Source organism: Rhodococcus sp. 7Tela_A2 (genome assembly GCF_049311045.1).
Lineage (GTDB): Bacteria > Actinomycetota > Actinomycetes > Mycobacteriales > Mycobacteriaceae > Rhodococcus.
In genome coordinates this window covers 51,351-69,792 of the sequence record NZ_JAXION010000004.1, presented here as the reverse complement: position 1 = coordinate 69,792, position 18,442 = coordinate 51,351, and the positions used below count along the sequence as shown (strand labels likewise).

Here is an 18,442-nt window from a genome sequence, read left to right as displayed (position 1 = left end):
TGTACAACTGGTCCGTGCAGAATCAGATCGTCGCGTTCGTGGACTCGCTGCGGCCCTACGCAGGCGAGATCCGCGCGGAGTACTACGACGCCCTCTACCACTTCGCCGATCAGCAGAGTGCCCTGCTGACGATGCTCGGCTACCCGCCCGTCCCGTGATCGCACAGGACCCGGTTGCGCCGCTCGTGGCCGTGTGGCGCACTATCGTGTCATGACGGTCGATCCCGCAACCGGGCTGTCCGGTGGTCCCGCGTCCGTATCCGAACCCGCGCCGCGCAGGGGCGTAGTCGCCCTGCTCGTGATCAGCGGCGGGCTGTGCGCCGTACTGTCCGTGTTCTACCTGGGCCTCTATCTCGGCGGGGTGCCGTTCCCCATCGTTATCGTGCTGGCCGCCGTGCTGAATCTTCTCCTGGTGGCAGCGATGCGTACCGAGACGGGATCGCTGGGCCGCGCCGCGCTTCCGCTGGTGGCGTGGGGCGTCGTGTTCCTGCTGTGTCTGGCGGGCGGTCCCGGCGGCGACCAGGTGGTCGTCGCCGACTGGCGCATCCTGCTCCTGCCGGTCGCGGCCCTCGCGCCGGCGGGTGTGTACCTGTTCTCGGTTCGCATCAAGGAGATTTCACGGGCAGTCCGGCCGCCCGAGCAGCGTCCCTGAGCACCGTCGCCACCATGTCCTGCGTCAGCCGCCCGGTGAAGGTGTTCTGCTGGCTCACGTGATAGCACCCGAACAGGTGGAGCGGCTGCCGCGCGTCCGAGGCCGGTTCCAGGACGACATGCGCCCCGTGGGCGAACTTCGGCCGTGGCGTGGGCACCGTCCATCCCGCGGAGGCCAGTACCGGCAGCAGTGACTGCCACCCGAACCCGCCCAGTACGACCACCGACCGCAGGGTCGGTGACAGCAAATCGAGTTCTTGTTCGAGCCAGCGGCGGCACGTGTCCCGTTCGAGGACCGTCGGTTTGTTCGCCGGCGGAGCACAGTGCACCGGTGAGGTGATGCGCGTTCCGAACAGTTCGAGACCGTCGCCGCGGTGCGTCGCGACCGGCTGCGACGCCAAACCCGCCTCGTACAGCGCCCCGTACAGCACGTCACCCGAACGATCGCCCGTGAACATCCGCCCGGTGCGGTTTCCTCCGTGCGCAGCAGGCGCGAGCCCGACGATCAGCAGGGACGCGTCGGGCGGCCCGAAGCCGGGCACCGGCCGTCCCCAGTACTCCTCGTCGCGGAAGGCGGCACGCTTCTCCCGCGCGACCTGCTCGCGCCACGCCACCAGCCGCGGGCACGCCCGGCACTCGACGAGTTCGGCGTCCATCTGTTCGAGGTTGTCCGGTTCCGGGCCGGGCAGCGGGCCCCTCATCGCCGCGTCCAGGAGTCGGCGCAGCCGGGGGTGACCGCCTCGACCAGCGACCATGCGAGTTCCTCGGGAATGTCGATCACCTCGTAGTGTCCTGCCCCGGCCGGCGTCGCGGCGACGACCGTGGCCACGCCTGCCCGGCGCTGGAAGAAGGATTGCCGCACCGTCCAGCCGATGATCCCCTCGGCGTCCAGGCTCACGCGTTGCCGGTCCACCGATCCGCTCCGCGCCACGAGACGACCGGGCACGACGGCGTGGCCGAGTCCGCGATAACGGTCCCATGCGAGTGCGCCTGCCCCCGCGAGGAGTCCTATGGCTACCGCGACCGTTGCCGGAAGCGGTAACGAGCGCCCGGTCACCGCCAGAGCGCCGATCACGGCGGCGGCGACAAGACCCGCAGGGACGAGTGCTCGCGTGTACCGACGGCGACGCGCCGCGGGACCGTGGGCGAGCAGCGGCACGTGTACGGGGAGTGGATCGGTGAGCACCTGTGCGGCGACGCGGTGCACGTCGCGTTCCGGCGCCGACGGCAGTACCAGCGACGATTCGCCGCTTTCCGCGGCGACGCCCGTCATGATCGCGTCGAGACGCGCACCGCCGGCGAGCCGGAGAGCGAGCGGCTCACGCAGGTTGACGCCGCGCAAGCGCTCGCGATCGAGGGTCGAATGACGGACCTTCACGAGGCCGTGGCCGATTCGCAGCATGCGCCCGTCGTCGGTCACCCGCAGGTTTCCGTAGAGCAACACGTAACGCACGCAGGCGCCGATACTCGCGATCAGCAGCACGACCAGTGTGACGACCGCGACCGAGACCGCCACACCGGCAGCCTCGAATGCCGCGACACCGCGTTCGACGCTGCGGGACTCGGCGAGACGCTCGCCCAGCCCGTACTGGAAGGCGATGCCCACCACGGCAGCGATACCGATCAGGCCGGTCGCGGAGAAAGGGGCGTACCGAACCCAGCGCGGATCGAACCGGGCGATCTCGATTTCGGGCGACGTTTCCGCCGAAGGTGCCGTCGCCGCTGCGTCGGCATCGCCGGAGTCGGGGCGCGCCGGCCGGGCGCCGCGCCGGGGGGCGCGCAACGCCGGAACGGAGTCGGCGGCGAGTCCGTTGAGTTCGAACCGGTTGCGGTCGCGGCCGGCGCCGGCGGACTGGCCGGTCCCGATCTTCACGACGGCGAGACCGAGAAGCCGGTGCAGGACCCGTTGCTCGACGTCGACCGACCTGATCCGGCTCCGCGGGATCGACAGTTCCTGTCGTTGGAGCAGCCCGCGCCGGAGTTCGACGTGGACAGGTCCCACGCGGTACGTCGTCGTGAACCACCGGGACAAGCCGATCACCACGAGCACCGCGGCGGTTGCGAGTCCCCAGTACGGGTTGCCGCTGCTGCTGCCGAGCACGACCGTGCCGATCAGCACGGGCAGCAGGCGCAGGATCTCTTCGACCGGGTGGACGAGCAGCATGCGCGGGTCGAGCCTCGACCACGATGCGGGTTCGTCGGTCCGGTCGGGCGCGGACACCGCGGCGACCCGGTTCTGGTCGGGGTGCGGATCGGTGGTCACGTCGCGTCGACCCCGTCGCGGCCGGCGATGTCGGTCAGTCGCGCGACTGTCTCGTCCGCGACGGCCACGTCGAGTGCGGTGATCTCGACGGCACCTGCGGACGACGCGGTGGTGACGGTGACGGTGGCCAGGCCGAGCCGGCGGTCGATGGGGCCGCGCTCGGTGTCGACCGTCTGGATGCGCGAGATGGGCGCGATGCGCCGTTCCTGGGTGAACCATCCGGATCGCGTGTACACAGCTGTATCGCTGATCTCCCAGCGGTGGACGCGGTACCGCCACTGCGGCACCACCGCGATGTGCAGTCCGCCGACGACGACGGTCGCCGCGGCGGCGGCGACATGCCAGAGCGTGAGACGGGGATCGACGACAAACCACACGATCTGCGCGACGACGACCGGCACCCACAGCAGAGCGGCGTTGATCGACCACAACAAGCGTGCCTTGTCGCTCGGGCGCCACGCCGGGTCGGCCATTCGAACCGGTGACACCGGCGCCTCGGCCCGCGGCGGCGCCTGTTCCACCGGAGGTTCCGAACGCACCTCGGCATCGCTGTTCACTATGGCCCTCCCATACTCGCCGGGGCCTGTGACGGCGGCCCGACATCCGTGTCGGCATCCAGGCTAGGCTGATGCCGGAACTCGAGCCCGGCCCGTCCGGGCCGGAATCGCACAAGGAGGATCGCCATGACCGAATCGTCGGACGCTCTCGACATCGACATCCCTCAGGGTGACGATTCCGAAGCCGATCGCATCGATCAGGCTATTCCTGTGGGTGAGGAACCCGCAGACGTGCCGCCCTCCGATGTGCCCCTCGAAGCCGACCCCGTCGACACCTACGAACAGCACCGCGAAGTGCCGTCGGACGACGACTACCCGCGGGAATAGACCCCGAGGTGGCATGCGCGCCGGGTGAGGCGGATGATCGGCCAATGACCGATTCCGCAGACGACACCGCGCAGTCCGCGATGCTCCCGACGCCCGCCGTGCGTCCCGGGGCGGTACCGCCGCCGGCGCCTTCCGCGATGCGTCGGGCGTTGCGCCGGGCGCGCGAGGGCGTCACGCTCAACGTCGACGAATCCGCAGTTCTGTTGCAGGCACGCGGATCCGATCTCGAGGACCTGTGTGCCTCCGCGGCCCGGGTGCGTGATGCGGGTCTGCTCGCCGCCGGACGGCCCGGTACCGTCACCTACTCCCGCAAGGTTTTCGTCCCGATCACCCGGCTGTGCCGGGATCGCTGCCACTACTGCACGTTCGTGACGGTGCCGGGAAAACTCCGCGCCGAAGGCCGCGGAATGTACCTCGAACCCGACGAGATCCTCGAGATCGCGCGCCAGGGCGCCGAGTTGGGCTGTAAAGAAGCCTTGTTCACGCTCGGGGACCGGCCCGAGGAGCGCTGGCCCGAGGCTGCGCAGTGGCTCGAAGAGCGCGGCTACGACTCGACGCTGGACTATGTGCGCGCAATGTCGATCCGGGTGCTCGAGGAGACCGGCCTGCTGCCGCATCTCAACCCCGGTGTCATGAGCTGGGCCGAGATGTCGCGGCTCAAGCCGGTCGCGCCGTCGATGGGCATGATGCTCGAAACCACCTCGGAGCGACTGTTCACCGACAAGGGACAGTGCCACTACGGCAGCCCCGACAAGGATCCCGCGGTGCGCTTGCGCGTGCTCACCGACGCCGGGCGTCTGTCGGTGCCGTTCACCACGGGAATTCTCGTGGGTATCGGTGAGACCGTCGCCGAGCGTGCCGACTCGATCCACGCGATCCGGAAGACGCACAAAGCCTTCGGCCATATCCAGGAAGTGATCGTCCAGAACTTCCGCGCCAAGGACGACACCGTGATGCGCGACGCGGACGACGCAGATCTCGGCGAGTTCCTCGCGGCGGTCGCGGTGTCGCGGCTGGTCCTCGGACCGGGCATGCGTATCCAGGCGCCGCCCAACCTCGTCTCGCTCGACGAGTGCCGCGCTCTTCTCGGCGCCGGCGTCGACGATTGGGGCGGAGTCTCGCCGCTGACCCCGGATCACGTCAATCCCGAACGGCCGTGGCCGAACCTCGACACGCTCGCCGCGGTGAGCGCCGACGCGGGTTACGTGCTCACCGAGCGGATCGCAGCCCAGCCGCAGTACGTCCTGGCGGGGCAGCCGTGGATCGATCCCCGGATCACCACGCACGTGCGCGCCCTGGCCGACCCGGAGACCGGACTGGCCCGCGACGTGCTGCCGGCCGGCCTGCCGTGGCAGGAACCCGACATCGACTGGGAGTCGTCCGGCCGGGTGGACCTCAACTCCGAGATCGACGTGAGTGGACGCAACACCGAGTATCGCTCCGACCTGGGCAGTGCGTTCGGTGACTGGGAAACCGTGCGCGAACAGGTGCTCGCCCTCGGTGAGTCGGCTCCGGTCCGGCTCGACAGCGACGTGCTGGCCGCACTTCGCTCGGCCGAGCGCGATCCCGCGGGATGTTCGGACGACGAGTACGTCGCGCTCGCCAACGCGGACGGAGCCGGTCTCGAAGCGCTGGTCGCGCTCGCCGACCAGTTGCGCCGCGACACCGTCGGCGACGACGTCACCTACGTGATCAACCGGAACATCAACTTCACCAACATCTGTTACACCGGTTGCCGCTTCTGCGCGTTCGCGCAGCGCAAGGGTGACGCGGACGCGTTCACGCTGTCGGCCCAGGAGGTCGCGGACCGCGCCTGGGAGGCGCATGTCGCCGGCGCCACCGAGGTCTGCATGCAGGGCGGTATCGACCCGGAGTTGCCGGTGACCGGGTACGCCGACCTGGTACGGGCGGTCAAAGCACGTGTTCCGTCCATGCACGTGCACGCGTTCTCGCCGATGGAGATCGTCAACGGCGTGGCACGCAGCGGTACGTCGATCCGCGACTGGCTGATCGATCTGCGCGAGGCCGGACTCGACACCATCCCCGGAACAGCCGCCGAGATCCTCGACGACGAGGTCCGGTGGGTGCTGACGAAGGGCAAATTGCCGGCCGCCGAGTGGGTGGAAGTCGTTACCACCGCGCACGAAGTGGGTCTGCGTTCGAGTTCGACGATGATGTACGGGCACGTCGACCAGCCGCACCACTGGGTCGGGCATCTGAACGTGCTTCGCGGCATCCAGGACCGCACGGGCGGATTCACCGAGTTCGTGTTGCTGCCCTTCGTCCATCAGTCGTCGCCGCTGTATCTGGCAGGCGCGTCGCGCCCCGGGCCGACGATGCGCGACAACCGGGCCGCGCATGCGCTGGCCCGCGTGATGCTGCACGGCCGGATCGACAACATCCAGACCAGCTGGGTCAAGCTCGGTGTCGCCGGAACACGCGCGATGCTCGAAGGCGGCGCCAACGATCTGGGCGGCACGCTGATGGAGGAGACGATCTCCCGGATGGCCGGTTCACAGCACGGCTCGGAGAAGTCGGTCGAAGAACTCGTCGCGATCGCCGAGGGCATCGGCCGTCCCGCCCGCCAGCGCACCACCGCGTACGCGCCCCGGGGGCTCGACGTCACCGTTCGGTAGCCTTTCGGAGTCCGGGTACTCGCGGGTACACGTCGCCGGGTCAGGGCACCCTAATGCACAGGCGTGCCCGAACAACGGGGGATACTGGACGAGTGGTGAGTGCGCCACGAACGATGGACCGCGCACGGCCGGCGGATCGCCGGTGCGGCCGGGTCGGCGGGCCGACAGAGAGGCAGGGAGACAGCAGTGACGTACACGATTGCGGAACCGTGTGTGGATGTGTTGGACAAGGCATGTATCGAGGAGTGCCCCGTCGACTGCATCTACGAGGGTGGACGCATGCTGTACATCCATCCCGACGAGTGTGTGGACTGTGGAGCCTGCGAACCGGTGTGCCCGGTCGAGGCGATCTTCTACGAGGACGACGTGCCCGACGAGTGGTCCGATTACGTCAAGGCCAACGTCGACTTCTTCGACGACCTGGGTTCGCCCGGCGGAGCGGCGAAGCTCGGCAAGGTAGCCTACGACCCGCCGTTCATCAAGAACCTCCCTCCCATGGGCGAGGAGTAGGTGTCGCTCGATGAACGAACGGGCGGTGCTGCGGTGAAGGCACGCGTACGCCGGTCGGTGGCCGGGAATCTCCCGGACTTCCCGTGGGACTCGCTGTCCGAGGCGAAGGCCAAGGCCGCCGCGCACCCCGACGGGATCGTGAACCTGTCGGTGGGCACCCCGGTGGATCCGGTCGCTCCGGTCATCCGCGATGCACTGACATCGGTCGCCGCGGAACCGGGGTACCCCACCACCCACGGAACCGAGGAACTGCGGGAGGCGGCCGTGGCCGCGCTCGCGCGCCGTTACGGCATCACCGGCCTCGATCCCGCAGCGGTGCTCCCCGCGATCGGGACCAAGGAAATGATCGCGTGGCTGCCCACGCTGCTCGGCCTCGGCGCCGACGACCTCGTGGTCATCCCCGAATTGGCGTACCCGACGTACGAGGTGGGCGGATTGCTCGCCGGGGTGCGCCTGATCCGCGCCGACGGACTCAACCGGCTCGGCCCCGAAGGCGCGGCGCTGGTCTTCGTCAACTCGCCGTCGAACCCCACCGGCAAGGTGCTCGGGCTGGACCACCTGCGCAAGGTCGTCGACTGGGCGCGAAGCCGCGACGCGATCGTCGTATCCGACGAGTGCTACCTCGGGCTGACCTGGGAGGGCGAAGCCCTCTCGATCCTGCACCCCAGCGTGTGCGACGGAGACCATACGAACCTGCTCGCGGTGCATTCGCTGTCGAAGACGTCGAACCTGGCGAGCTATCGCGCCGGGTTCGTCACCGGCGATGCCGAACTCGTCGCCGACCTGCTCGAGGTGCGCAAACACTCGGGCATGATGTTGCCGCTGCCGATCCAGGCGGCGATGACCGCCGCGCTGAACGACGACGAGCACGAGAACATCCAGCGGGAGAAGTACCGGGCACGCCGCGACGTCCTGCTCGCTGCCGTCCGCGGCGCGGGTTTCACCGTGGACCACTCGGAGGCGGGCCTGTACCTCTGGGCGACCCGCGGCGAAGAATGCCGCGCGACGGTCGACTGGTTCGCCGAGCGGGGCATCCTCGTGGCGCCCGGAGAGTTCTACGGTCCCGGCGGCGTGCTGCACGTGCGGATCGCGCTCACCGCCACCGACGATGCGATCGACGCTGCCGCCCGGCGACTGCGCTGACGCTCCGTCCGGTACCCGGCGCCTACGCTCCGGCGCGGCGGCGTTGCCGTGTGCCCGTACCCGGATCGCCGGTAGATTGAGCGCGTGAGTGCATCCGGCGACGACCCATGGCTGTGGGCGTTCTACGCTGCCGTCGTAGCGCTCACCGCCCTGGCCGCGATGCCCGATCCTCGCTCGTCCCGCGCGGCGGCGCGCGCGTGGTGGTGGCCCCCGCCGATGGCCGCCCTCGTGCTGTGGGGCGTGGTTGCGGTGGCGTCGGTGACGAGGCTGATCGTGCCGTCCCTGGTCGAGTTGTTCCGGCGTGAACCGGTCCGCACGCGCGACGGGGGACAGTGGTGGCGCGTGCTGACCGCCGGGCTCGTCGAGGACGGCGGTGTCGTCGTGACCGCCGCGAACCTTGTCCTGCTCGCGGTGGTCGCCATCGCAGCAGTGCGGATTTGGGGCTGGTACCGCGCGGCCGCGCTCTTCGTCGTCGGACAGATCCTGTGGGGACTGTTCACGACCTTCGTTTCTCCGTCGGTGGGTGCCGGCACCTCCGGCGCCACCCTGGCCCTCGCCGCGTCGATCGCGGGGCTCTGGCCGGTGGTCGGGGCGCGGCGGCGATTGCTGCTGGCCTCCTCGGCCACATTTCTTCTCGGGGTGGTGCTCGTGGCGTTCGACGATGCCCACGGTGTCGCCGTGCTGATCGGGATGCTGCTCGGCGCCGTGCTCGGAACGGTGCTGCCGCCCCGGCGTCCGGCGGTGCTCAACTCGGGGTCGCTCGGCGGCGTCACGTCGTGACGAGAGTGCCGGTGCCGCCGGGAGGTATGGAATCCTGTCGCGTGTGTCTGCACTCCTCCGTTCGCTGAATCCACTGGCCGTCGCTCGCGGCGACGACATTCCCGACGCCGTCCGCATCGACGGCCACACCCTCTCCCGGAGCGACGTCCTCGGTGCCGGAACCGCGCTCGCGGCGAGGGTCGCGCGGGCCGAGCGGGCCGAGCGGGTCGCGGTGCTCGCGCACCCCACCGCGACGACCGTGGTCGCGATCGTCGGCTGCCTTCTCGCGGGGGTGACGGTCGTGCCGGTTCCGCCGGACTCGGGACCGGCGGAACTGTCGCACATTCTGAAGGATTCCGGCGCTCAGGCGTGGGTCGGCGCCGCTCCGGACACCCAGCACCCCGAGGTGCCGCAACTCCCGGTGCTCCCCGTGCGACTCCACGCCCGCGACTGGCACCACGTGCCCGAACCGTCGCCGCGTCGCACCGCGTTCGTGCTCTACACCTCGGGTACCACGGGTGCGCCGAAGGGCGTCCTGCTCAGCCGCGGCGCGATCGCCGCCGGGATCGATGCGCTCGCCGAGGCATGGGACTGGACGGACCGCGACACGCTGGTGCACGGCCTGCCGTTGTTCCACGTCCACGGTCTCGTGCTCGGGTTGCTCGGCCCGCTGCGGATCGGTAGCCGCCTGATCCACACGGGTAGTCCCACCCCGGAGGCGTACGCACGCGCACGCGGCACCCTGTACTTCGGTGTTCCGACGGTGTGGTCGCGCATCGTGCAGGACGAGGAGTCGGCCCGCGCGCTGAGCGGTGCCCGCCTGCTCGTCTCCGGGAGCGCCCCGTTGCCGGTTCCGGTGTTCGAGAAACTGCGGGAGCTGACGGGCCTGACGCCCATCGAGCGGTACGGCATGAGCGAGACGATGCTCACCCTGAGTACTCGGGTGGACGGTGAGCGCCGCCCCGGCTGGGTCGGGACGCCGGTCGCGGGCGTGCAGACGCGACTGCGGGACGAGCACGGTGCCGACGTGCCGCACGACGGCGAGAGCATCGGCGTCCTGCAGGTGCGTGGGCCGATGCTGTTCGACGGCTACCTGAACCGGCCCGACGCGACGGCCGCCTCCTGGACCGAGGACGGGTGGTTCGTCACAGGCGACGTGGCGGTCGTCGACGACGCCGGTTTCCACCGGATCGTGGGCCGCGAGTCGACGGATCTGATCAAATCCGGCGGTTTCCGGGTGGGCGCCGGAGAAATCGAGACGGTGCTTCTCGGCCATCCGTCGGTGGGGGAGGTGGCCGTGGTGGGCCTGCCCGACGCCGACCTGGGGCAGCGCATCGTGGCGTTCGTCGTCCCCGCGCCCTCGGGCCCGGAGGTGGACGAAGACACATTGATAAGCTATGTTGCAGAACAACTTTCGGTTCACAAGCGCCCGCGCGAGGTGCGTGTCGTGGACGCGCTGCCCCGTAACGCGATGGGAAAGGTGCAGAAGAAGCAACTGGCGTCCGACGCCCCGTGACCGCCGGTCGTACAGCGTTTCGTGCGACTCCGGATCATAGAAAAGACGCCCCAGGGGTTGCGCATGCCGCGGTACGAGGCGGATTCTCTACTGCACGGTATATAGGTTTGTTACTTCGATGGGGGTTCGAGGGATGTCTGTAACGGATCAGATCCGTATAGCGGAGCACGGCCGGGGTGGCGGTCGTCAAAGCGAGGTTCCCAGATTCGTGGTCGACGGGAAGCCTGCGTCGGTACCGCTGCGAGATCTGCCCGCCGTCGCGCGCAAGCTCGTGGCGCACTTCGCGGACAATGTCGCGCCGTGTTCGCTGCGCCCTGGCGAGTCGCTGCGAGGCGACGTCACCGAGGTCACCGTCCGCTGTCTTCGTATCGCGATCCATCTGCTCGACGCCGGAGAGTTGCCGTCGGACTCGGATCTTGCCGACCTGCGCAGCAGCGCCGCGCAATGGGCACGCGCCGGGTTCCGTCTCGAATACATGCTGCGCATCTACCACGAGGGCATCCGCCTGGGCTGGGAACTCGTCACCGAGAAGGCCCGCGAGGGCGACGTCGCCGCGGTCGCCGACGCGTCACGGTTGTGGATGGCGCTGCTCGAAAAGGTCACGGTAGCCGCGACCACCGGGTTCGTCGCGGAACTCGACGCCATTCGGCGTGAACGCGATGTCGCGGCCCAGGAATTGGTGACCGCGCTGCTCAGCGGACAGGACGCGGCATCGGTCGCGCAACGCTCGGGTCTCGAGCTCGCCGACGGCTACACGGTTCTTGCAGTCTCGCTTGCGCGGCACCCCGACGAACGCAATCCCCACGTCCGGCCGGAGGTGGTGGCGCGCCGCACCCTGCGCCGCGTCGAGATCGAACTCGAAACGCTGTGCGAAGGCAAGCATCTGGCGTTGCTCGGCCCGGAGGGCGGCACCGTCCTGCTGCCCGGTTCGTCGGCTACCGCACTCATCGACGAGTTCCGGGAGCGGATCGGCACCGTCGCGGGGGTGGAGGTGACCGTCGCGCTCGTCCACGCGGAGGTTCCGGAGATCCCGTCGGCCGCGAAACAGTCGCACGAACTCCTCGATCTGGTGCGCCGCCTGGGCCGGCCGGCGGGGGCCTACAGCATCGCGGACCTCGCCCTCGAGTATCAGCTCACCCGGCCCGGCCCGGCGCGTAAGCATCTCGCCCGCGTGCTCGAACCGCTCGACGACGCCGCAGAACTCGTCGAGACCCTCGAGACGCACATCGCGCACGATCTCAGCCGGCAGCTCACGGCGCGCACGCTGCACGTGCACGCCAACACGGTCGACTATCGCCTCAAGCGGGTCGCGCAGCTCACCGGCTTCGATCCCACCCGGCCGTCGGGCCTGCGGCAGTTGCAGGCCGCTCTGATCGCCCGCAGGCTCGAAGGGCTGTATCCCGAAGCGAGCTGACCTCACCGTCTCGTTACGCATCGGAAGTTCACCCGATACCATGTGGCCTAGTTCACACGGGTCGGGGTGGACGGCCGATCGTGGCGGGAGGGGAACACGTGACGGACGAACCCGGCGCGACGTCGCGGCGTCGGAGAAATTCCGATCGTGCGCGAATGGTTCTGGTGGGGATCGTGGTGGCGGCACTGGCCGTCGCGGCGCTGTCGTTCGTGTCGGGGCAATGGGGGATCGGATGCTCCACGACGGACGAGTACGCGCTTGCGGTGGCGCCTGCGCTGGCTCCCGCGGTCGGTGAGGCGCTCGCTCGTGCCGACACCGGATGCGCGGCCTTCGAGATCACCGCGGAGGAACCCGGCGACGTCGCGAGCAGGCTGGGAACCGGGGCCGGCGCGCCCGACCTGTGGATCCCCGAAGGGGGATGGTGGGCGCGACGGGCCCAGGACAACGCTGCCGGTTCGGTGCGAACGATCTCGTTTCCGCTCGCGACGTCGCCGCTGGTTCTCGCGGGTGCCCCGGACGCCGTGCCGGTAGCCCCCAACTGGCGGTCGGCACTCGGTCTCGCCGGCCTCGACCTCGGTAACCCCCTGCGCACGGGTACGGCAGCAGCCGTGATCCGGGCTGCCCTCGCCGAAACCGCCGACAACCCGGTCGCCGTGGGGACCGTGCGCTCGGCGCTCGCCGTGCACGCTCAGCGTGAGGGTGCACGCCGAGAGGAACCGCCGACCGGTCAGGCGGCACTCGAGCGCATCGAGGGCGAGGACGTCATCGTGACCACCGAGCAGCAGGTGCAGGTGCACCGCCGGACCCGTGAGCGGGACCTCGACGTGTGGATACCGGAGAACGGCACCGTGATGGTCGACTATCCGATCGTGGTGACCGCACCCGACCCGGACCGCAACGCACGTGCGGCGCGCACCGGCGCGGCGCTCGCCGACGCGCTGCACGCGGCGGATGCGCGCGCGATCCTGTCGCGCGAAGGCTTCCGTGACGGAGTAGGACACGCACTGCCCGATATCCGCGGACTGGGAACCGTCCCGGTGCTCGAGCTTCAGGACGACGCGATCATGAGCGAGGCGATGCGAACCTGGACTCTGCTCGCGCTGCCGGTGCGCACCCTGATCGTGGTGGACGTCTCGGAGTCGATGCGGCGGCCGGTGGACGGCACCACCCCGCTCGAACTCGTGGCGCAGGCCGCGCAGGCCGCCGACGACGTGTTCCCTGACAGCGTGTCTGCCGGACTGTGGATGTTCGCCAGCGACATCGGCGTCCCGGGACGCGACTACGTGGAGATCGCGCCCGTTCGCCGCTTCGACACGATGATCGGAAGCGAGACCCAGCGCGAGATCGTGACCTCGCTCGACAAGTGGGTTCCCGACTCCACCGGCACCGGTACGGCGCTCTACGACACCGTGCTCGAGGCCTTCCGTACGGCTCAGGCCGGATACGACCCGAGAGCCGTCAACAGCGTGATCGTGGTGACGGACGGAGGGAACGATGATCCGGGCGGGATCGGGAAGGACGAACTTCTCGCCGCTCTGGGCCGACTCCGCGACCCCGCCCGGCCCGTACCGGTGCTGACCGTCGGAGTGACCGACACCGCCGACGGAGACGTTCTCGCCGAGATCGCGACGGCAACCGGGGGCTCGAGCTACCTGGCGGGCGACCCCAGCGAACTGGCCCAGATCCTCGTCAGTGCCTTGGCAGACCGAAGTCGTCGCTGACCCGTGCGTCCTGCCTGCGATGCCACAGGAAACCGAGTGCGGTGATGAACAGGAACAGGACGAACGTCGACGCGAGCTGAACGCGAGCGTTGCTGTCGGACAGCATCAGGGCGATGAAGCCGATCAACATCGCCAGGGTGAACCAGCTCAGGTAGGGGAAGGCCCACATGCGGAGCCGCAGCGTTCCCTCTTCCTCGAACCGTCGCCGCAACCGCAGGTGCGCGACCACGATGAAGATCCAGATGGCCAGCAGCGCCGACCCGACCGCGTTGAGCAGGATCTCCAGCAGGGTGTCGGGCAGCAACCAGTTGAGCAGCACGCTCACGAAGCCGAAGAACACCGAAAGCAGAACAGCGTTGCGCGGAACACCACGGTGGGTGAGCTTGCCGAGGAATGCCGGTCCGTCGCCGCCACGGGCCAGCGAGTACGCCATCCGCGAGGTGCCGTACACGTTGGCGTTGAACGCCGAGAGCAGTGCGACCACCACGACGAGTTCCATGAGCCCGGATGCGTAGGGCAGGCCCGCGACGTCCAGCACCGCGATGAACGGAGACGTTTCGCCGCTCGCCGTGGTCCAGGGCAGGACCAGCACCATGATGGAGATCGCGCCGAGGTAGAACAGCGTGATCCGCCAGACCACCGTGCGCACGGCCACCGCGATGGACCGCTCGGGATCCTTGGACTCGGCCGCGGCGATGGTCACGATCTCGATGCCACCGAACGCGAAGGCGACCGCGAGCAGGCCGGCCGCGATTCCCGCCATGCCGTTGGGTGCGAATCCGTCGCCGTCGCCCAGCAGATGCTCGGTCCCCACCGGTTCGGTCCCCGGGAGCAGCCCGAACACCAGCAGGACGCCGATGATCAGGAAGCCGATGATGACAGCGACCTTGAGCGCGGCGAACCAGAATTCGAATTCACCGAAATTCGCGACCTGGGCGAGGTTGATGACCGCGAAGAAGCTCACGAACACCAGCGCGACCGTCCATTGCGGCACCCCCGGCAACCAGGACTGCACGATCGCCGACGCACCGGTGATCTCCACGCCGAGCACCATGATCAGCATGAACCAGTAGAGCCAGCCCATCGAGAAGCCGGCCCAGCGGCCGATACCGATGCGGGCGTAGTGGGAGAACGATCCGCTGACGGGCAGAGCAGCGCCCATCTCGCCGAGCATCCGCATCACGAAGATGACCATGATGCCGGCGAGAATGTAGGAGACGAGCACGGCCGGGCCGGCCGCCTGGATACCGACGCCGGACCCGAGGAACAGTCCGGCACCGATCGCTGAGCCGAGTCCCATCATCGTCAGATGCCGGACTTTCAGTCCGCTCCCGAGGTCCTCGGGATCGTCCGTTTGTGGAACTTGGCTCACTATCTTCCTCAGTCGTTGGCGTGCAGTGCGGCGTTCAGTTCGACGCCGGTGCCCTTGTTGGGCACGACCTCGACGGCACCGCTCACAGAGTTGCGGCGGAGCAGCAGGTTCGACGCTCCGCTCAGGTCCTTGGCCTTGACGACCGTGCCGTCCGGGCCCGTCACCTTGGTGCCGGCGGTGACGTACAGGCCGGCCTCGACGATGCAGTCGTCGCCGAGCGAGATGCCCACACCGGCATTCGCGCCGAGCAGGCAACGCTTGCCGACGGAGATGACTTCCTTGCCGCCACCGGACAGCGTGCCCATGATCGACGCGCCGCCACCGACATCGGAACCGTCGTCGACGACGACTCCCGCGGAGATCCGGCCCTCGACCATCGAGTTTCCGAGAGTGCCGGCGTTGAAGTTCACGAAGCCCTCGTGCATCACGGTGGTGCCGGAGGCGAGATGGGCGCCCAGTCGCACGCGGTCGGCGTCGGCGATGCGGACTCCCGTCGGCACGACGTAGTCGACCATGCGCGGGAACTTGTCGACACCGAAGACGGTGACGGGTCCGCGGATGCGCAGACGCGATCGGACGGTCTCGAAGTTCTCGACCGCGCACGGGCCGTAGTTGGTCCACACGACGTTGGCGAGCAACCCGAAGATGCCGTCCAGGCTCTGTCCGTGCGGCTTGACCAGGCGGTGGGAGAGCAGGTGCAGACGCAGGTACACGTCGTGCGTGTCGACCGGCGGCGCGGACAGATCTGCGATCGTGGTGGGGCCCCCCCCCAGGGTAACCGCCCCCGCCGCGGCGGCGCCCGGCCCCCGCGCCCAGGCGGACGGGATGTCGGTGCCCTCGAGCCGCACCGTTCCCGTTTCGGCGTATTCGCCCAGCGTGGGCGCCGGATACCAGGTGTCGAGAACGGTCCCGTCGGCCGCAATGTTCGCGATGCCTACTGCTGCTGCTCCGTGTGCACTCACGGTCGAGAATCGTACTTGAGCCCAGGATCGGGCCGATCAGGCCCTGGGAAACCCGACGCGGCCCGCGCGGGAGACACCGTGCTCCGTATCGTTCACGTATGGCCGTACCGCACCTGGACCTGCATGCCGATCCGATCGAACTGACCGCCGCCCTCGTCGATATTCCGAGCGTGTCGCAGGACGAGACGCTCATCGCCGATGCGGTCGAGAAGGCGCTGCGCGAGCAGACCGACGGGTTCGAGGTCGTGCGCAGCGGCAACTGCGTGCTCGCCCGTACCCACCGCGGGCTCGGGAGCCGGGTGATGCTGGCCGGGCACCTCGACACCGTGCCCATCGCCGACAACGTGCCCTCCCGCCTCGACGGTGGCGTGTTGTGGGGCTGCGGCACCTCGGACATGAAGGCCGGCGACGCGGTGTTCTTGCATCTGGCGGCCACGATCGCCGACCCGGCGCACGACCTGACCCTGGTCATGTACGACTGCGAGGAGATCGCGGCGACCTACAACGGTCTCGGACGGATCGAGCGTGACCTGCGCGACTGGCTGGACGCGGACGTCGCGATTCTCGGCGAACCGACGGGCGGCGAGATCGAAGCCGGGTGCCAGGGCACGTTGCGGGTGCGGATCACGGCCGACGGTGTCCGCGCGCATTCCGCGAGGTCGTGGCTGGGGGAGAACGCGATCCACAAGCTCGCTCCGGTGCTCGAGCGGCTTGCACGCTACGAGGCGCGCTCGGTCGATATCGACGGGTGCGTGTACCGCGAGGGACTGTCGGCCGTGCGTATCGGCGGTGGCGTTGCGGGCAACGTGGTTCCCGACGCGGCCGAACTCGATGTGAACTTCCGATTCGCGCCCGACCGCAGTCCCGACGATGCGCTCGCCCACGTCGAGGAGGTCTTCGCCGGCCTCCCGATCACGATGGAAACGACCGACATGTCGCCCGGCGCGCTTCCGGGCCTGTCCCACCCGGCTGCGGCGGCCCTCGTCGACGCTGCCGGTGGCAAGTTCCGGGCGAAGTACGGCTGGACGGATGTGGCGCGCTTCGCGGCGCTGGGGATACCGGCGGTCAACTACGGTCCGGGCGACCCGAATCTCGCCCACAAGCGCGACGAGCACGTCGAGGTTCAGCGCATCACCGACGTCACCACCGTTCTGCGCGACTACCTGACGCGATAGCGTTGCCGTCATGCCCGGAGACAACAATTCTTCCTCCGATCGGGCCGGCTCGCGCGACGATGTCGTGCAGCGTGGCCCCGTTCAGTTGCGCGGCGAGCGCGCCCGCGACACCACGACCCGCGATCAGCGGTTGCTGGACCGGCGGGGCCCGTCCGATTGGGTGCATACCGACCCGTGGCGGGTGCTGCGCATCCAGAGCGAGTTCATCGAAGGTTTCGGAGCACTGGCCGAGGTGCCGCGCGCGGTGGCGGTGTTCGGTTCGGCCCGCACTCCCGTCGACCATCCCGACTACGAGGTCGGGCGGCGGCTCGGTGAAGCGCTCGTCGAGGCGGGGTACGCCGTGGTCACCGGCGGTGGCCCCGGGGTCATGGAGGCCGCGAACCGCGGCGCATGCGAAGCCGGGGGCTTTTCGATCGGGCTCGGCATCGAGCTCCCCTTCGAGCAGCGTCTCAACGACTGGGTCGATCTCGGCCTGAACTTCCGGTACTTCTTCGCGCGGAAGACGATGTTCGTCAAGTACGCACAGGCTTTCGTGTGCCTGCCGGGCGGCTTCGGCACCATGGACGAGCTGTTCGAGGCGCTCACACTCGTCCAGACCGGCAAGATCACCCGTTTCCCGATCGTGCTGTTCGGCACCGAGTACTGGTCGGGGCTGGTCGACTGGCTGCGGGCGACGATGGTGCGGGAGGGGAAGGTCTTCGAGTCGGATCTCGATCTGCTGTCGGTGACCGACAGCGTCGACGAGGCGGTCCGGATCATCCGCGAGGCACATCGCGGCAACGAGGAGACCCTGCTGTTCGGAGAGGAGACGTCGTGGTGAGCGAACCGCGGCGGGTATCGGTGTGCGTGTACTGCGCGTCGGGACCGGTCGACCGCAAGTACCTCGAGCTCGCCTCGGCACTGGGAACGGAGATCGGCCGGCGCGGGTGGCAGCTGGTATCCGGCGGCGGCAACGTGTCGATGATGGGCGCTGTCGCCGAGGCGGCCCGTGAAGCGGGTGCTCACACGGTCGGCGTGATCCCCAAGGCGCTGGTGCACCGGGAAGTGGCGGACGTCGACGCCGACGAACTGATCGTCACGGAGACGATGCGGGAGCGCAAACGCATCATGGAGGATCGCGCCGACGCGTTCGTGACGCTGCCCGGCGGCATCGGCACGCTCGAGGAACTGTTCGAGACGTGGACCGCCGGGTACCTGGGTATGCACGACAAACCGGTCGTGATGCTCGACCCGCTCGGGCATTTCGACGGACTCCTCACGTGGCTCGAGTCGATGGTCGACACGGGCTTCGTGGCGCGACGCGCGCTCGACGGGCTTCACGTCACGTCCGATCTGGAGGACGCTCTGGACCGATGTGCGGAGTCGAGCGGGGAGCACTGAGGGACCGAATCGACCATTCGTTCCCTACTCTCCGGTAAGTTCGGGAGGCGTTGCCGC

18 protein-coding genes are annotated in these 18,442 nt (G+C 69.0%); 13 read left to right on the top strand and 5 right to left on the bottom strand.

What is annotated here, in order from left to right:
• Nucleotides 1-14 precede the first annotated feature (14 nt).
• Both TVH25_RS01750 and TVH25_RS01745 read left to right on the top strand, forming a co-directional pair.
• The gene (locus TVH25_RS01750; protein ID WP_169652582.1) at nucleotides 15-158 is read left to right on the top strand and encodes a hypothetical protein; all 144 of its coding nucleotides are present in this window, start codon (nucleotides 15-17) and stop codon (nucleotides 156-158) included.
• Between the two features lie 52 nt (nucleotides 159-210).
• On the top strand, nucleotides 211-651 hold the full coding sequence (locus TVH25_RS01745; RefSeq protein ID WP_169621625.1) for a hypothetical protein: 441 nt from the start codon (nucleotides 211-213) through the stop codon (nucleotides 649-651).
• Here the strand turns inward: TVH25_RS01745 and TVH25_RS01740 are convergent.
• The 3 genes from TVH25_RS01740 to TVH25_RS01730 all read right to left on the bottom strand — a co-directional run bounded on the left by TVH25_RS01740 (nucleotide 605) and on the right by TVH25_RS01730 (nucleotide 3,386).
• Nucleotides 605-1,351, bottom strand: coding sequence for a uracil-DNA glycosylase (locus TVH25_RS01740; protein ID WP_422423218.1), 747 nt, complete (start codon nucleotides 1,349-1,351; stop codon nucleotides 605-607). The two genes, TVH25_RS01745 and TVH25_RS01740, sit on opposite strands and share 47 nt — an antisense overlap.
• Nucleotides 1,348-2,814 carry a PH domain-containing protein gene (locus TVH25_RS01735; protein ID WP_422423223.1) on the bottom strand — a complete coding sequence of 489 codons (1,467 nt, stop codon included), beginning with the start codon at nucleotides 2,812-2,814 and terminating at the stop codon, nucleotides 1,348-1,350. Before TVH25_RS01735 ends, TVH25_RS01740 begins: the two co-directional genes overlap by 4 nt.
• A 95-nt stretch (nucleotides 2,815-2,909) precedes the next feature.
• Nucleotides 2,910-3,386: a PH domain-containing protein gene (locus TVH25_RS01730; RefSeq protein ID WP_422423222.1), complete on the bottom strand. Its 477-nt coding sequence runs from the start codon at nucleotides 3,384-3,386 to the stop codon at nucleotides 2,910-2,912.
• A gap of 210 nt (nucleotides 3,387-3,596) precedes the next feature.
• On the opposite strand from TVH25_RS01730, the gene TVH25_RS01725 reads away from it, so the two are divergent.
• The 8 genes from TVH25_RS01725 to TVH25_RS01690 all read left to right on the top strand — a co-directional run bounded on the left by TVH25_RS01725 (nucleotide 3,597) and on the right by TVH25_RS01690 (nucleotide 13,496).
• A complete protein-coding gene (locus TVH25_RS01725) occupies nucleotides 3,597-3,797 on the top strand; it encodes a hypothetical protein (protein WP_169621627.1) in 201 nt (66 codons plus the stop codon).
• Between the two features lie 80 nt (nucleotides 3,798-3,877).
• Nucleotides 3,878-6,433 carry a bifunctional FO biosynthesis protein CofGH gene (locus TVH25_RS01720; RefSeq protein WP_422423221.1) on the top strand — a complete coding sequence of 852 codons (2,556 nt, stop codon included), beginning with the start codon at nucleotides 3,878-3,880 and terminating at the stop codon, nucleotides 6,431-6,433.
• 186 nt (nucleotides 6,434-6,619) lie between these two features.
• A complete protein-coding gene (gene fdxA / locus TVH25_RS01715; RefSeq protein WP_072699889.1) occupies nucleotides 6,620-6,943 on the top strand; it encodes a ferredoxin in 324 nt (107 codons plus the stop codon).
• A gap of 57 nt (nucleotides 6,944-7,000) precedes the next feature.
• Complete coding sequence (dapC, locus tag TVH25_RS01710) at nucleotides 7,001-8,086, top strand: succinyldiaminopimelate transaminase (protein WP_296551745.1); 1,086 nt, start codon at nucleotides 7,001-7,003, stop codon at nucleotides 8,084-8,086.
• 84 nt (nucleotides 8,087-8,170) lie between these two features.
• On the top strand, nucleotides 8,171-8,866 hold the full coding sequence (locus TVH25_RS01705; RefSeq protein ID WP_422423217.1) for a rhomboid family intramembrane serine protease: 696 nt from the start codon (nucleotides 8,171-8,173) through the stop codon (nucleotides 8,864-8,866).
• Between the two features lie 43 nt (nucleotides 8,867-8,909).
• The gene (locus TVH25_RS01700; protein WP_422423216.1) at nucleotides 8,910-10,361 is read left to right on the top strand and encodes an acyl-CoA synthetase; all 1,452 of its coding nucleotides are present in this window, start codon (nucleotides 8,910-8,912) and stop codon (nucleotides 10,359-10,361) included.
• 208 nt (nucleotides 10,362-10,569) lie between these two features.
• Nucleotides 10,570-11,775 (top strand): PucR family transcriptional regulator, encoded by a 1,206-nt coding sequence (locus TVH25_RS01695; RefSeq protein ID WP_296551727.1) that lies wholly within the window; start codon nucleotides 10,570-10,572, stop codon nucleotides 11,773-11,775.
• Nucleotides 11,776-11,930: 155 nt separating this feature from the next.
• Nucleotides 11,931-13,496: a substrate-binding domain-containing protein gene (locus tag TVH25_RS01690; RefSeq protein ID WP_422423215.1), complete on the top strand. Its 1,566-nt coding sequence runs from the start codon at nucleotides 11,931-11,933 to the stop codon at nucleotides 13,494-13,496.
• On the opposite strand, the gene TVH25_RS01685 is transcribed toward TVH25_RS01690, so the two are convergent.
• Both TVH25_RS01685 and dapD read right to left on the bottom strand, forming a co-directional pair.
• Nucleotides 13,465-14,799, bottom strand: coding sequence for an amino acid permease (locus TVH25_RS01685; RefSeq protein ID WP_169652689.1), 1,335 nt, complete (start codon nucleotides 14,797-14,799; stop codon nucleotides 13,465-13,467). The two genes, TVH25_RS01690 and TVH25_RS01685, sit on opposite strands and share 32 nt — an antisense overlap.
• Before the next feature lie 77 nt (nucleotides 14,800-14,876).
• On the bottom strand, nucleotides 14,877-15,830 hold the full coding sequence (dapD, locus tag TVH25_RS01680) for a 2,3,4,5-tetrahydropyridine-2,6-dicarboxylate N-succinyltransferase (protein WP_422423214.1): 954 nt from the start codon (nucleotides 15,828-15,830) through the stop codon (nucleotides 14,877-14,879).
• Nucleotides 15,831-15,928: 98 nt separating this feature from the next.
• Here dapD and dapE point away from each other — a divergent pair, with 98 nt between their 5' ends.
• The 3 genes from dapE to TVH25_RS01665 are packed head-to-tail and all read left to right on the top strand — an operon-like array spanning nucleotide 15,929 to nucleotide 18,385.
• Complete coding sequence (gene dapE / locus TVH25_RS01675; protein WP_169652602.1) at nucleotides 15,929-17,005, top strand: succinyl-diaminopimelate desuccinylase; 1,077 nt, start codon at nucleotides 15,929-15,931, stop codon at nucleotides 17,003-17,005.
• A gap of 10 nt (nucleotides 17,006-17,015) precedes the next feature.
• The gene (locus TVH25_RS01670; protein ID WP_422423213.1) at nucleotides 17,016-17,825 is read left to right on the top strand and encodes a TIGR00730 family Rossman fold protein; all 810 of its coding nucleotides are present in this window, start codon (nucleotides 17,016-17,018) and stop codon (nucleotides 17,823-17,825) included.
• On the top strand, nucleotides 17,819-18,385 hold the full coding sequence (locus TVH25_RS01665) for a TIGR00730 family Rossman fold protein (protein ID WP_169621634.1): 567 nt from the start codon (nucleotides 17,819-17,821) through the stop codon (nucleotides 18,383-18,385). The genes TVH25_RS01670 and TVH25_RS01665 overlap by 7 nt, the downstream gene beginning before the upstream one ends.
• Nucleotides 18,386-18,442 lie beyond the last annotated feature (57 nt).